The organism is Acidobacteriota bacterium, from assembly GCA_040754075.1.
GTDB lineage: Bacteria > Acidobacteriota > Blastocatellia > UBA7656 > UBA7656 > JBFMDH01.
This window is the reverse complement of sequence record JBFMDH010000016.1, coordinates 86619-101376: the sequence shown is the minus strand read 5'-3', so window position 1 is coordinate 101376 and position 14758 is coordinate 86619. Positions and strand designations below refer to the sequence as shown.

Annotated in this window: 17 protein-coding genes; 12 read left to right on the top strand and 5 right to left on the bottom strand. The window is 48.0% G+C overall.

Features of this window, described 5'->3' with window-relative positions; genetic code table 11:
• Positions 1 to 14 precede the first annotated feature (14 nt).
• Positions 15 to 503 (top strand): hypothetical protein, encoded by a 489-nt coding sequence (locus tag AB1757_17850; protein ID MEW6128906.1) that lies wholly within the window; start codon positions 15 to 17, stop codon positions 501 to 503.
• Positions 504 to 643: 140 nt separating this feature from the next.
• Here AB1757_17850 and AB1757_17845 read toward each other — a convergent pair whose 3' ends face one another.
• The 5 genes from AB1757_17845 to AB1757_17825 all read right to left on the bottom strand — a co-directional run bounded on the left by AB1757_17845 (position 644) and on the right by AB1757_17825 (position 3507).
• The gene (locus AB1757_17845) at positions 644 to 1087 is read right to left on the bottom strand and encodes a hypothetical protein (protein ID MEW6128905.1); all 444 of its coding nucleotides are present in this window, start codon (positions 1085 to 1087) and stop codon (positions 644 to 646) included.
• Positions 1088 to 1291: 204 nt separating this feature from the next.
• Positions 1292 to 1738 carry a hypothetical protein gene (locus tag AB1757_17840; GenBank protein MEW6128904.1) on the bottom strand — a complete coding sequence of 149 codons (447 nt, stop codon included), beginning with the start codon at positions 1736 to 1738 and terminating at the stop codon, positions 1292 to 1294.
• Positions 1739 to 1741: 3 nt separating this feature from the next.
• Positions 1742 to 2359, bottom strand: coding sequence for a pyroglutamyl-peptidase I (gene pcp / locus AB1757_17835; GenBank protein ID MEW6128903.1), 618 nt, complete (start codon positions 2357 to 2359; stop codon positions 1742 to 1744).
• 12 nt (positions 2360 to 2371) lie between these two features.
• Positions 2372 to 2557 (bottom strand): hypothetical protein, encoded by a 186-nt coding sequence (locus AB1757_17830; protein ID MEW6128902.1) that lies wholly within the window; start codon positions 2555 to 2557, stop codon positions 2372 to 2374.
• A 38-nt stretch (positions 2558 to 2595) separates the two neighbouring features.
• The gene (locus AB1757_17825; protein MEW6128901.1) at positions 2596 to 3507 is read right to left on the bottom strand and encodes a DMT family transporter; all 912 of its coding nucleotides are present in this window, start codon (positions 3505 to 3507) and stop codon (positions 2596 to 2598) included.
• A 178-nt stretch (positions 3508 to 3685) separates the two neighbouring features.
• On the opposite strand from AB1757_17825, the gene AB1757_17820 reads away from it, so the two are divergent.
• The 11 genes from AB1757_17820 to AB1757_17770 all read left to right on the top strand — a co-directional run bounded on the left by AB1757_17820 (position 3686) and on the right by AB1757_17770 (position 14710).
• Positions 3686 to 4486 (top strand): hypothetical protein, encoded by an 801-nt coding sequence (locus AB1757_17820; GenBank protein ID MEW6128900.1) that lies wholly within the window; start codon positions 3686 to 3688, stop codon positions 4484 to 4486.
• Positions 4487 to 4541: 55 nt separating this feature from the next.
• Positions 4542 to 4937, top strand: coding sequence for a RidA family protein (locus AB1757_17815; GenBank protein MEW6128899.1), 396 nt, complete (start codon positions 4542 to 4544; stop codon positions 4935 to 4937).
• Positions 4938 to 4996: 59 nt separating this feature from the next.
• On the top strand, positions 4997 to 5803 hold the full coding sequence (locus AB1757_17810) for an enoyl-CoA hydratase family protein (GenBank protein MEW6128898.1): 807 nt from the start codon (positions 4997 to 4999) through the stop codon (positions 5801 to 5803).
• A gap of 35 nt (positions 5804 to 5838) precedes the next feature.
• Positions 5839 to 6369: a signal peptidase I gene (gene lepB / locus AB1757_17805; GenBank protein ID MEW6128897.1), complete on the top strand. Its 531-nt coding sequence runs from the start codon at positions 5839 to 5841 to the stop codon at positions 6367 to 6369.
• A 345-nt stretch (positions 6370 to 6714) separates the two neighbouring features.
• Complete coding sequence (locus tag AB1757_17800; protein ID MEW6128896.1) at positions 6715 to 6969, top strand: hypothetical protein; 255 nt, start codon at positions 6715 to 6717, stop codon at positions 6967 to 6969.
• Between the two features lie 130 nt (positions 6970 to 7099).
• A complete protein-coding gene (locus tag AB1757_17795; GenBank protein MEW6128895.1) occupies positions 7100 to 8539 on the top strand; it encodes an NADH:flavin oxidoreductase in 1440 nt (479 codons plus the stop codon).
• Positions 8540 to 8752: 213 nt separating this feature from the next.
• Entirely contained in the window at positions 8753 to 9610 is an 858-nt protein-coding gene (locus tag AB1757_17790; protein ID MEW6128894.1) for a tryptophan 2,3-dioxygenase family protein, read from the top strand.
• 23 nt (positions 9611 to 9633) lie between these two features.
• Positions 9634 to 10377, top strand: coding sequence for a hypothetical protein (locus AB1757_17785; protein ID MEW6128893.1), 744 nt, complete (start codon positions 9634 to 9636; stop codon positions 10375 to 10377).
• A gap of 177 nt (positions 10378 to 10554) precedes the next feature.
• The gene (locus tag AB1757_17780) at positions 10555 to 11733 is read left to right on the top strand and encodes an aminotransferase class V-fold PLP-dependent enzyme (protein ID MEW6128892.1); all 1179 of its coding nucleotides are present in this window, start codon (positions 10555 to 10557) and stop codon (positions 11731 to 11733) included.
• Between the two features lie 229 nt (positions 11734 to 11962).
• Positions 11963 to 12145 carry a hypothetical protein gene (locus AB1757_17775; GenBank protein MEW6128891.1) on the top strand — a complete coding sequence of 61 codons (183 nt, stop codon included), beginning with the start codon at positions 11963 to 11965 and terminating at the stop codon, positions 12143 to 12145.
• A 201-nt stretch (positions 12146 to 12346) separates the two neighbouring features.
• Positions 12347 to 14710: a DUF6600 domain-containing protein gene (locus tag AB1757_17770; protein ID MEW6128890.1), complete on the top strand. Its 2364-nt coding sequence runs from the start codon at positions 12347 to 12349 to the stop codon at positions 14708 to 14710.
• Positions 14711 to 14758 lie beyond the last annotated feature (48 nt).

Here is a 14758-nt window from a genome sequence, read left to right as displayed (position 1 = left end):
TCAGGGAGAAGGAAATGGATTACACACCGCGAAAAGATTACTGGGTGCAGACCGCAATTCAACGACTGCAAGCCGACAGGTTTACATTTTTACCCGATAACACCTTTAAAATGGTGGCGCATCGTTCAGGGTTTGAACTCTCGAAGTTCGGCAACGCAGAAACCTTTTTCATCTTTCATGAATTCGATTACACCGATGCCAATTTAATTCGCCGATTTTCCGCAGATGCTTTCAATCACGCGATGAAATTGAAGACCAATCCGCTGCCTTGCGGATTTTTTGAAAGCGTCTGGTGTTTTGCAGTAGCGATTTCGCATAACGTCGATGATATGACGGCGCAAATCCTCAAGACCGAAGACCCGCCAAAACACTGGTCAGCCGGTGAAATGCGCGTCTGTTACGATGCGCCGCGTCACGGGCTTTATTATTTTGAAAAAACTCCCGTCTGGGGCGCAGCTTATTATGCGGGCTTTAGAAATCAGATTAAAAAATATCTCGGATAAAATTCGCGCAATCGATTAAAGCCTAGGCGGGATTACCGGTTCAATTAACCACACGCCGTCAAAAACCGGCATTCAAAAAATGAAAAAGCGCGAGCAACTCACTCGCGCTTTTTCATTTGTGGGTTTCGGTGATTGAAATTTTATTCGCTGGCGACGGTGACGATTTCCGTAGCCCCCGCATTTTGTGAAATTGATTTTTCGGCTTTTGATTTCTGAAATTTCAAATCGACTTCATTCTGAAAATTGGAAATCGAACTCAGAAAATACCGGTCGGCATATTTATTAAAATTCACCTGAGTTTTTGCGCGATATTTCGCTGACGGGGTTGAAAGCGTCGGCACGATGACGCTGGTCTTGCCATCGCGACTGGTAATTAAAAGTTTTTGAAATTTACTGGTATCGGAAATGGTTTTGATGGTGTACTCGCCAGCCGGAAGCGCGCGTTTGCCGACGGAGAACTGGAAAGGCACGTTGACGGTGCAAGTCTCCTGCACCTGCGCCATTGTTGTGGTTGCTGCCATTGCCCATACAAAGCTCAATACGGTTATGGAACTGAAGATTTTTTTAAATAATTTACTACCCATAAAATACTCTCCTTTCTAAATCGGATGATGATTTGCCGCTCACCATCGAAAGCCTTCATTTAACTAACGCGCAAAAATTCGGTGAATCCAATCACTGATAGAAAAATATTTTTTATAGATGGGGTGGGGTAACCTGAAATGCGTGGAGTGTCAAGAAGTTGAATAGGCTCAATGATAACTTGAAGATTGTTTATCTGAGCGAACTTATCTATTCACGCAAGGTTTCTTTCTACCTTCTTCAGTCCAAAATGTTGGCGCATTTAAAAATTCAAATGAGTAAAGTTCTTTTGTTTTGGGGTTATATTCCCACTCGGCAGTCTGGTAATTTTTCTGATAATCCTTGTGGTAGAGCGCTATTTTCCAATTGCCCGAAGTTTTTTTCTTTTGTGCATACCAACCTATCGGAAAGATATTGTACGCACCTTTGTTGGAAATGTGTTCCTGTACAATGTCGATAAGTGATTTTGTCGCTGGGCAATCATTGATTAAAGGTCTCATTTCATGAACCTGTTTTAACACTTCACGACCTTCTGGAGTGATGTTAGAAATTTTTTCCAACGCTTTTATTACCCGCTCATCTTCCTGGTTGGAGAAGGTTACTCTAGCTGAAGCAAGCAAGAACATTATTAACAAGACAGTGATACTTTTCATTTGCTACTCCCTTGCAATTGAAGCTTCAATCGCGATTCGCACCGCCGCGATGACGGTTTCGCGTGACAGGCTCGGAAAGTCATATTTCTTGTCGATCACTTGTTCGTGAATGTAGGGCAGATGAATGAAACCGGCGCGGGTGGTCAATTGATTTTCCGCCAGATGATGCATCACCGCATAAAAAATCCGGTTGCAAAGATAAGTTCCTGCCGAATTGGAAATCGCCGCCGGAATATTGACCGCTTTCAACCCATCAACAATTTCATAAATCGGCAGCGTCGAAAAATAGGCGACGGGTGCGCCTTCGACTATCGCTTCGCCTTTCGGTTGGTTGCCGACATTATCGGGAATGCGAAAATCATCTACGTTAATCGCCACACGTTCAGGCGTCACGCGATACCGCCGCCCGGCTTCACCCAACATGATGACAACATCAGGACGGGTTTCTCGTAATCGCTCCAAGACCATCGCAAGCGCCACGAAGCGATCAACCGGCAGTTCCAACACATCAATTGTGACGCCATCGAAACTGATTTTTTTAATCGCCAGCAAAGCCTCCATCGAAGGGTTGATCGTCTCTCCGTCAAAAGCTTCAAATGCTGTCAGTAAAACTTTTTTCATAAATTCCATTTTCTACTTTTTCGACAACCGCGACCACATCTGATCGCGTTCGAGTTTGCGAACCAACTCAACCGCTTTGAGCAGGTTCTCTTTGGTATCCGCCCAGTCCGGGTAGGTCGCTGTATCCAGGGCGATTTCGACTTCGATAATCGTCGAACGCAAAACTTCGTGTAATTTAGTCAAATCTTCAGATGCCATTTTAATGTCCTCAAGTCACGCGAATTTGATTTTTCAGCTTATGAGTTAGAGCGTTGCATCGTCAACCAGACACCGGCAAGCACCAACAGACCGCCCGCCAATATTGAAAGCGTCGGGCGTTGGTTGAAAAAGAAATACGCCAGTATCGAAGCGATGACCGGTTCACCTAAAAACGCCAGTGACACGGTTGCGGGTCTGACGTGTTTCAATGCCCAGTTAAAAACCGTGTGCCCTAAGATCGTCGGCACAATCGCCAAGGCAAAAAAATAGCCCCAGGAACTCGCCGGATAAGGATAAAGCGAATTGCCGAGTGAGCTTGCCCAAATCAATAAAAACGCCGAACACGCCGCATAAACCGGCGTGACATAACCTAAGAGGCTCACACCTTCGCGCACCTTGCGCCCGATGATGAAATACCCGACAACCGCCAGCGCGCCGAGTACCGCCAGCAAATTTCCTTTTAAAGCGAACTCGGCATCCGCCAGACTATTCCAGGCAATGACCAACATGCCGATTAAACCGATGCTGGTGCCCATTAAACTGAATCGGTTGGGCTTTTCTTTTAAAAAGAGCAAAGCCGCAATCACCACGAAAAACGGATGAGTATTGACCAGCACTGCGGATGCGGCAATCGAAATATATTTGAGTGAGGTAATCCACGCGCCGAAATGCAGCGCCAGAAACAAGCCGCTGACGATAAGCCATAAAATATCTTTGCGCGTCAATGTCGCCAGTTCCTGACGTTTGCAAGCCACTGCCGCCGGAAACAACAGCAGGGTGGCGATTGCCATTCGATAAAAGGCGATGATTAATGGTGGAACTTCCGAGCGTTCCAGGTGTGTAATAAAAATTGAAGCGAACGACAGTGACACCATTCCCAGACTCATCGCGATAAACACCATCGCGCCGGAAGGGTTCGGAGTTTGGTCTGAGGATTGAGAGCGAGTCATCAAGTTTGCAGTCGCAGTTGAAATAGCGCGCGCGCCGAAGTTTTATAACACCGCTCACCGCTTTATCAAAGAGGCTGGCGGCTTGCTTGCCAAGCGATTGATGAAGATGTTAATAACTTTGTTTAATTATCGTGACCGCTATGACCAGATTTTTACCAATTGAAAGGAATGCTCTTTAATGCGAAAAACGCTTTTTATATTACTGTTCGGCGCGCTGTTTTTTAGCGCCTGTGCCGATGATACGGTCAATAAAAATACCACGCCAACTAATTCCAATAGTCGCACCCCTTCTTTGAATGAGAACATAACGCCGGTTAAAAATACTTCATCCTTTGACCCGAATTCCAAATCCTGCAATCCCTATTTTCCCTTGAGACCCGGAACCTCGGTCAAATACACGCTGCAATATTCCAGCCCGTTGGTTGCAGAGGTTACGGTGGTCACAGACGCCGCCGAGGAAAACGGACAGAAGGTTTTTATCGAACGAACCCAGATTGTCGATAAAAGCGGCGGCTACGAGAAAAACGAATTATCGACACGAAAATATATCTGCGAGGACGGACGTATTAAAATTCTATCGGAGAAGACCGAAAATAAAATTCAGGGGCAGGCATCCGTCTTTGAGCATAAATTCCGGGGCGTGCCTTATTTGCTGGTTGACCCGTCAGCCTTAGAGAAAAAAGGTTCGACCTGGACAGTATCATTTACCCAGACCATCAGCGTTGGCGATCAACCGCCGATGAACCCGGCTGAACCAATTATTATTAACTTTGAATCGCAGGGCGAAGAGGAAATCAAAACTCCCGCCGGAACCTTTAAAGCCTGGCGCGTCGCGAGAAAAATCAAAGAAGCCGAAGTTTATGATTATTACGTTAAAGGTCTGGGACTCGTAAAACGCGCTTCCAAAGAAGGCACCAACTGGGAGATGAAAGAGTATGCCGGTTTGCAACCCGACCCCAAATCGGTTGTTGAGAAATAAATTAAAAATAAAAAAGCCCTGTAATGACGGGGCTTTTTTATTGCAAGGTGAGGTTATGACAACAGAATTTATTAACCCTGAAGCATTGGGAAGACCGCGCGGTTACAACAACGGTGTTAAGGTCGCGGGCGGCAATTTGTTGTTTGTCGCAGGTCAAATCGGCTGGAATCACAATCAGGTGATTGTGAGCGATGATTTCGCTTCGCAGTTTACGCAGGCACTCGAAAACGTCATCACCGTGGTACGCGAAGCCGGAGGCGAACCCACGAATATCACCAGACTGTTGATTTTTGTCACCGATAAACGCGAGTATCTCGCAAGCCTTAAAGCGCTCGGTGAAGCTTACCGGCAACTGATGGGCAAACATTTTCCGGCAATGACCCTGGTTGAAGTTACCAGCCTGGTTGACGAAGGCGCGAAGATCGAAATCGAAGCCATCGCAGTTTTATAAAGTGATGAGTAATGAGTGATAAATAATTCACTCATTACTCATCACTCATCACTAAAATCATGCTAAACAAACCGAATCCACAAAGTTTTCTTTACGAAGAACGCGATGCCGTAGCCATCATCACCTTTAATCGCCCGGATAAGTTGAATTCCTTGACCTTTGAAGTTTACCGCGAACTCACAGACACATTTGCCGCGCTTGAACACCGAAAAGAGGTTCGCGTGGTGGTCATCACCGGAACCGGCAAAGGCTTCTGTTCGGGCGGCGATGTCAAAGACATCATCGGCGAACTCTTCAGTCGCGATATGCAGGGGCTTTTGGAATTCACCCGCATGACCTGCGAGTTGATTAAAAATATCCGCCTGCTGCGAAAGCCGGTGATTGCCGCGTTGAATGGGACGGTCGCGGGCGCAGGCGCAGTCATTGCTTTGGCTTGTGATTTACGCCTTGCGGCGGAATCGGCAAAGATTGCCTTTTTATTCACCAAAGTCGGGCTTGCAGGCGCAGACATGGGCGCGGCGTTTCTGTTGCCGCGAGTCGTTGGACTCAGCAAAGCGACAGAGATGCTCTACACCGGCGATTTTGTGAGCGCCGCTGATGCTTTACAAATTGGTCTTTATAATCAAGTGGTCAAAGCCGAAGAGTTGGAAAGCGCCTCGATGGAACTCGCCAGTAAGCTGGCAGCGGGACCGGCATTTGGACTGGCGATGACCAAAGACGCTTTGAACCGCGAACTGCACATGAGTTTGGAACAGGCGCTCGATGCCGAAGCTGCCGCTCAAGCGATTTGCATGCTCAATCCCGATTTCAAAGAAGCCTATCAAGCCTTCGTTGAAAAACGCGCACCGAAGTTTAATCAAGGTTAGATAAAAACATCGTTGGAGTTAAATCCCTTTCAACTATGTACCCTGAGAATGTGATACAAAAGCCAAAATTCAGTCGCAAAAAACTGGCGCTGATTATTGTTGCAAGCGTCCTCTTTCCTCCATTGCTTTCAATTCTTCTGGTGGCTTTTGTGGTTCAACCAGTTAGAAATGAAGGAACCGGAATGTTACCGACGATTAGAAATGGCGATAAAATATTACTCAGAAAAAGTGTGGCTACATTAAACCGAGGTGACATCGTTGTGCTTCACTATCCGCCTAACCCATCTCAAAGTTTTATTAAACGCATCGTTGGTTTACCCAATGAAACATTGAGTATTGACGCCAATGGAAAACTCATCATCAATGGCAGTCCGGTTGATGAACCATATATATCACCTGACTTTTATCAACATCCCAGAAAAACGCCGGAACTAAAAATTCCTCCTGATCATTATTTTGTGATGGGGGATAACCGCGATGCTTCAAACGACAGTCGTCAATTCGGAACCGTGCCGAAAAAATTGATATACGGGAAATATTTATTGACTTACCAGAAAGCGCCATAGCAGCAATATCGCGGTTTGGAAGATACAGGTCATGAAAAAGCTTTGAAGTTTTATTGAATCAACAGCTATACAGACCGTGTGTTAAAATTCCTCTCCGACGAAGAGTATACGAAATGACAATGGTTTTTAACCGGATGCCGGTGATCTGATTGCAGGAAGCGGCGGTATCAGAAAAATTCGCCAGGCAGGTAGCGGGCGAGGCAAGCGCGGTGGGCTGAGAGTGATTTATTATTGGGCGGATTCACGGGACAAATTTTCATGCTCAATATTTCCTAAAAATGAATAACCAGATTTGAACTCCGATGAATTGAAAGTTTTAAAGCGATTAGTGGAGACCTGGTTGAAATGAAAAAATCAGAATTCGAGCGATTAAAAAAGAGCATTGTAGAAGTCGGCGATGCCATCAGGGGAAAACGCGAAGCCTCAAGAGTGTTTAGTTATGAAGTTCCCGCGCGAGGCAAAAAACCGGTGAAAACTTTTGCTATCTGCCTGAACACCGATGACCCGGAATTGCTCGTGCCGCGAAAATTTTATGAGATTACCATTGCTGATAATGATTTGGTGCGCGTGATTGATGAAGGCGGGGAATCCGCTATTTAACCGGCAAATTTCTTTATGCCGGTTAATCTCTCAAAAGAGGGCGAGACCGCGCTGGCAAAAATTGCTTGAATATTACAGCAACTTGAATTCCATAATTTAAAATTTCAAACAACCTTTTTTCATCAAACCAATGAAACTCTTTGAACCGATACAAATCAATTCGATGCGGCTGGAAAATCGCATTGTGCTGACCGCAATGGTGACGCGGCTTTCCGGTGAAGACGGCTTTGTCAATCAAGACATTCACGACCGTTACATTCGTTTTGCCAAAGGCGAACCGGGACTCATCGTGGTCGAAGCAATGGCGGTGCATCAGGCGAAATCGGGTCCCCTCCTCAGACTCTGCGCCGATGAGTTCATTCCGGGACTCCGCAATTTGGCGCGCGAAGTTCACGATATTTCCCCCTCGAAAATCGTCCCGCAAATCATTCACTTTTTGAAAATCGCGCGTTCCGGCTGGCGACAGAAAATCACCGACCTAACAACTACGGACATCAAACAAATCATCGAGGAATACGGCGCGGCGGCGGCGCGCGCGCGCCTTGCCGAATTCGATGGCGTCGAACTGCACATGGCGCACGCTTACACCATGTCGTCGTTTCTTTCACGCATGAATAAACGCGCGGATGAATACGGCAAAACTCTGGAAAACCGTATGCGTTTGATGAGCGAAGTGATTCTGAAAGTCCGCGAGCGTGTCGGCAAAGATTTTCCCATCGGTGTGCGTTTTGATGGCGAAGAGTACATCAAGAACGGTTACACGACAGTTGATTCGCGGGAAATCGCTTTGCGAATGGCGGAACTCGGCGTCGATTACATTTCGATTTCGGCGGGCGGCAAATTCGAGGACGCGATTCATAAACCCGGCGAACCGCTCTACCCTTACACAGGCTATTCGGGCGACCGTTGTATGCCCGGCGCTTCTTACGCGGACGGCGCGAATGTCTATATCGCTGATGCCATCAAGCAATACATCAACGACCGAGGCTATCACACGCCGGTCGTGACAACGGGCAAAATCGTCCATTCGGAACTCGCCGAAACTATTTTGCAAACGGAACGCGCAGATTTAATCGGCATGGCGCGTGCCCTGCTTGCCGACCCAGATTTGCCGCGCAAAGTCCGACTCGGCGAAGAACACAAAGTCATCAAATGCGTTTACGGCAACATCTGTAAAAACCTGGATGAAAATTTTAAACGCGTGGTCTGTGTGTTATGGGACAAAGGCACATTGCAAGCGCCGCTTTCCGATGACACGATTGCCCCGAGTTGGAAAGCCGATGGCGCGAAACTCACAGGTGAGTTAAAGACCGGGCAGATTTATCTGGAGTGGGAAGAGGCTACGGATAACGAAGGCATTTACGGATATGAGATTTTCCGCAGCGAAGATGACAGCCCGTTCAAACGCCTGCATGCCATCAAACGCACGCATTTTTACGATATGTCGGTGGTCGGCGGTCGCACTTATGCCTACTTCATCCGGGCTTATGATTACGCCGGCAATCGTTCGCAAGACTCGAACGTTACGACTTTGCGCGTTCCGCGAGTCGGCGAAACGGCTAATGCCTAAGAAGGGGAGAAGGGGAGAAGGGGAGAAAGGGAGAGAGGGAGAAGGGGAGACATTCGGCTTCAATGCTCAACCAACCTGGAATTTTTAATCAATCAGCGAAAACCAAGGGGAGATATATTTTAAGCTCCCCTTCTCCCTTTCTCCCCTTCTTTTTTCGAGTTTCGTTTGGGGGTACAATATTGATTGAATTATAGATTTTCATAAGGAGTCTTCATGCGATTTGGATTACCGATTAATAAACTGGAAGGGCAATTGACCTATGGCGGTTATTTGAAGGTCAATGAATTGCTCAATCTGCAAAATTTGCTTTCCGAACCGGCGCAACACGACGAAACGTTGTTCATTATCATTCATCAGGTTTACGAACTCTGGTTCAAACAGATGCTTCATGAACTCGACACGGTGGTTGAAAAATTCAATAACGGCGATGTGCTTGGCGCGATTCGTTTGATTCGCCGGTGCATTGAAATTCAGCGCGTCTTGGTTTCGCAAGTGGCGGTACTTGAAACCATGACGCCGATGGATTTTCTGGCGTTTCGCGATAACCTGATGCCCGCGAGCGGCTTTCAATCAACACAATTTCGCGAGTTTGAATTTGCCTGCGGAATCAAAGATGCGAGTTTCCTGAATTTCTTTGATGAAGGAACCGAAGAGCGAAAGCGTTTGCAAAAGCGTTTGCAAAACCCGTCTCTGCCCGATGCCTTTTTTGCTTTACTCAATCGTCGCGGTTTCGAGGTCGGCGAAAAGCGTGAAGGCGAAGCCGCGGAAGCCTATCACGCCCGTGTTAAAGAGATGATGCGAATTTATCAGGAAGCCGATAAACATTACGATCTGTTTTTACTCGCAGAGAGTTTGATTGAATTTGATGAAGCGGTGATTTTGTGGCGATTCCGTCACACAAAGATGGCAGAGCGTATGATTGGCAGCAAAATCGGCACCGGCGGCAGCGAAGGCGTCGCATATTTGCAATCCACCACGACGCAAAAATTCTTTCCCGAACTCTGGGAGTTGAGAACCTATTTGAGCAATGCAACCGGCGGCTGCCCGATGCATGGTTCAACGTCGAGCTAATCAATCATCGGCGATAAACAATAATGCAACTTGAATACGTCCCACTGCTAAAAATTCAACGCGAGTTATATGAATCGCCTCGCGGGATGGAGCGATTCGAGGCGTACATTAAAACGATGGTGGATGCAGAGACTCGCGACCTCAAATTGCCTCTGTCATCAATGAACCCGATGGGCAAAGACCATTTGCCGAAATTACTGGATGAATATCTGGCTTTTCATGCCGATGAACTCGCGGCTCAATCTGTCGAAGAAGCCGAAGCGAACCTTACGAACATAGACGGCAAATTCAAAGTGACGCTTGTGCTTTCAGATGATTTGATGGGCGGATGGACGAATCGTTATACGGTAGAGTTCGGTCATCGTTCAGGCAGCGCAGCCTATTTCAAGCGCGGCTGGTTTACCGGAATGCTCTGGACAAGTTTGCAGCCAACACCTGAATTGGTTCGCCGTGAAGTTTTAATTACGGTTTATCGCGGCGCGCACATCGTTGCGCACGGCTTTGCAACGACGCTTGGAGGCTTACTCGCACAGGAAGGTTACGCGATGGCAATGGCGAATTGCCAAACGCCAACCCTCGATGCGGACGATCTCGCCTACACCGAAGAAATCATTTCGCCGTTTCTTGACAGCAAAGATTATCCAATCTTGCTCACCTGTTTATTCGGCGATGAAGCGGCGAAAGCGCTCGGTTACGCGCCGATGGGACTCAGCCGCAATGCGGGTCTTGCGCTCACCTTATCGCAAACGAAAAAGAAATTTGGATAACCACAGAGACACGGAGACACAGAGGAAGAAAAAGAGAGGGGGACGGGAGAAGTTCATCATTCTCCTTCTCCCCGTCTCCCTCTCTCCCTTTCTTCTTATCCCTGTGGTAAAAAACTTTGACAGTTTCAACCTTGCGCATTACCGTTGAAGCCTGGCACTTAAACTAAGGAGAGTTTTATGGACGAATTGCTTGAATGGCGGAAAGAGTTTCCGACACTTGAACATACTGTGTATATGATTTCGCATTCACTCGGCGCAATGCCGCGCCGCACCCGCGACCGTTTGAATGAATACGCTGACCTTTGGGCGACGCGCAGCATTCGCGCCTGGGAAGAAGGTTGGTGGGAGATGCCGCGTTCAGTGGGCAATCTCATCGGCAAAATCATTGGCGCGGGTGAAGGCGAAGTCATCATGCATCAGAATGTTTCGGTATGCCAATCGCTCATTCTGTCGTGTCTTGATTTTTCCGGCAAACGCAACAAAATCGTTTCCGAAGATTTTAATTTCTCTTCAAACATTTACATCTTTCACGCCGCCGAACGCCTGGGCGCGCGGCTGGTCACCGTCAATTCCGAAGACAATGTCACGGTGCCGCTTGAAAAAATGCTTGCGGCAATCGATGAAGAAACTTTAATCGTTTCGGTGTCGCACGTCTTGTTTCGCAGTTCGTTCATTCAAGACCTCAAAGCGATTGTCGAACGCGCTCACCAAGTCGGCGCGTTGGTGTGCGCCGACCTGTATCAATCGGCGGGAACCGTCCCCGTGAATGTGCGCGAATTAAATTTAGATTTCGCAACCGGCGGTTCGGTGAAATGGTTATGCGGCGGACCGGGCGCAGGGTATTTATATGTGCGGCGCGATTTGTGGGACAAACTCGAACCGCGCATGACCGGCTGGGTGGCGCACAAACAACCGTTTCAATTCAACATTGGCGAAATCGAATATGCCGATGACATCTTTCGCTTTGCGCATGGCTCACCGGCAATTCCTGCGATGTATGCGGCGATGTCGGGTTACGAAATCATCGCCGAAGTCGGCGTAGATAAAATTCGCGCGAAATCACTCAGACAAACCGAGCGGTTAATCGAACTCGCAACTGCCGCTGGCTTCAAACTCAACAGCCCGCAAGCGGCTGCGAGTCGCGGCGGCACGGTGGTTGTTGATGTGCCGAACGGCTACGAAGTGAACAAAGAACTTTCGCGCAGAGATTTCCTGGCAGACTACAGACCCGGCGCAGGCATTCGCATCGCGCCACATTTTTACACCAAAGATGAAGAGTTGGAGTTAATCATCCGAGAGATTCAAACGATTCTCGAAACCCGCGCTTACGAACAACACAAAGCCGTAGCCGGTTGACGTGCCATCACCAATAATTTTTCAATAGGCGGGCGAGTTGAATTTCGACTCGCCCTTTCTTATTTTTTGCAGTTCCGTTCAAACAGCACAATTAATCAAAGATTCCGAGAGCTTAATTGCCAGGCTCAATGCCCGCGAAGAGCAAATACATAACCCTATAGCCGTTTGCAAAACGAAGCGGCGAGTAAACTCAATCGCAAACCGCTCTAAAGCCGAAGTAGTCTATGATGTGCTGGCAATGAAAGGCGGCGCGAAACTCTATTCGCGAATGGCAGGCGTTTATGCCGCCGCACATGACCTCCTCGCTTTAACCAATCATCACCATAGAAATGGCTACAGTAGCCATTTCTATGGTTTCTTCATTGCAATCATTCAATACAATCTGCAAGCCCTTCGCAATTCGTTATCGTAAAGAATGGGCACGATATGGGGTGAAAAGGCTCTGCAAAGCGCGTCTGCGATTCATACAATGGCTTTTATCTTCGCCGGTAACTTCTCTTATTACCGGGTTAATCCGAACCATTAATATTGCAACCTTTGAGGCATGATTCTTGCCTTTCTAAATTGGTTTGTCGCACCTCACCAAGACAAAGTCGACAAGGAGGTTTCAAAAATGGCTGAGAATTTTACACATTATTTGTCGAGACAATTATCACGAATTTCTCTACGAACCGCATTAGTTGGTTTAGTCATTACAGCAGCCTTAGCTGCCGGAGTGGTTTATTTCAAATCAGGTTCACAGCCTAAAACCGAAGCCAGCACGACCCCGTATGCGGCGCGAATCGAACAGGTCAACGGCAGCGTCGGCATTGCCAGCGTTTTAAATAATCAAGACAATGCGCAACTGGAATGGCAGGAAGTCACACGCAATACGCCTCTGGTTGCCGGGAATCGAATTTATGCGCGCGAAGGTTCAAATGCCATGGTCGCTTTTACCGGTCGCAATTATGCGCGGTTGGATGCCGGTACAGCCCTGGATGTTTTAACTCTTGCGGACAACCGTACACAATTGGCTCTGCGTGACGGTACGGCGCTTTTTGATTTAGGCGAATTAGAAAGTGATGAATTATTTGAAGTGGCAACTGCCAACGGAGCCGTGGATTTTACCGAACCCGGTTTGTATCAAGTCGGCATCGGCGATGATGGCAATGCCTGGGTATCGGTATTAAGCGGGCTGGCGCAAGTCGTCGGACTTGGCGGGTCAGGCGAAATTGAATCCGGCGAAATATTCAACTTCGGCAGTCAAGGCGTGACAGAGGCTTCGATTGGCAATCTTGCGCCGGATGATGCCGGCAGCGTAGTTGATGATTATTATAGTTACCGCTATCCGAAAGTTTATGATCATCGCTATCGTACTTATTCAGCCTATCTGGATGACCCGGATTATTACGACGATTACCACTCGGTGAGTTACGATTATTTGGATTATAACCTGCCGGGTTTATACGACCTGGATGAGTATGGGTACTGGCAGGATTTCGATGATTACGGACATTGCTGGGTTCCGCGTGTGGACGCAGGTTGGGCGCCTTATCGCTATGGCTATTGGGATGTGGCTAACCTTTATGGGCCAACCTGGATTTCTTATGAACCTTGGGGCTGGACACCTTATCACTATGGTCGTTGGGCTTGTGTAAACAATGTCCAGTGGGTGTGGGTGCCTGAACGCATCAGCAGACCGATTTATGCGCCGGCATTGGTTGCTGTTGTGCCTTTACATCAGGTCAATCAAATCGGTTGGGTGCCGCTCGCGCCGGGTGAACCGTATCTTCCGAGGTATTATGATGCGGACTTTCATCCGCGTTATTTCGCTTCACCGGAAGTGGTCACAGAGGTTATTTCGGTTCAGCGTACCTTTATCAACACCAGTTATCCACAAGCGATAACCGTGGTGCCTTTTCAACGATTCACGCAAGTCATCGAACCGCAGACCGTTGTACAGGTGAATTCGCAATCTATCGCGCAGGTGCAGCCCACGCTTGATCCCTACACCATTGAAGGTTTTCGTCAGGTGGCTTTAAGCAATGAAAGCCCTGTGCGTAAATTCAAAATGGAGCGAGCCATCAAACAGCAGGTTTTTGAACGACCGGTGATTACCAGCACTGAACCGATGGCGTTGCCGGGTCGCGCCAATACAGTTGAAAAGTTTCATGTCGCGACGTTGCCTGAAAGACAACGTAAACGTGAACTGAAGGCGCAACGAAATCCTGAAGTAGCGATTACTCAACCGAGGCGCGCTAATCCGATGATGAATCGTCAGGCGAATGCGCCTGCCATCGCGGAACGTGAACAACGCATGGCGCAACTGAAATCACAAGCAAGGCAAGGTGATCAAAATGCCAGGCGTGAGTTAAAACGGATGCGCCGCCAGCAAGGTGTTGGAAATAACCTTCAAATGATACCGCCGGCTCAAAAACCAAAGCCGCCAGTCGTTCAACGGCGAGAATCGACGGTTCGGCAATCGCCAAACAATGAACGTAAAATGCAAAAACCGATTAGGCGACCACAAATTCAACCGGATTACAACCGGCAACAGATGAAAGCGCAAAAACGTGTTGAGCGCCAGCAGATGGTTATCAAGCAACCACCCAATGCAGCGGCAGCAGCCAGAGTTCAACGGCAGGCTCAAAAACAACGCCAACCGCAGATTCAGCAACAACAAATTCACCGGCAGCAGATGAAACAACCGCAGCAATTGCAACAACGGCAGATGCAGCAGCAAATGAAGGCGCGGCGTCAACAACAAATGCAACAGCAGATGCCGCGTCAGCCAAAGCCCGCGCCGCAGCGACGGGTGAAGCCGCCGGTTCAGCAAATGCCGACGCCACAACGTCAGGTTCAACCGATGGTAATGCCTCGGCAACAAGTGAATCCGCGCGCTGAATACAAGGGACCGCCGGTTACCACGCAAAATCCGACAAAGGCGCAACGTCAAGTTGACAAATCCCAACGTAAAGCCAGCGGAAAAGGTAACTGATAATGAATCAATACGAGGCTTTAGCTAATCACTAAAGCCTCGTTCACT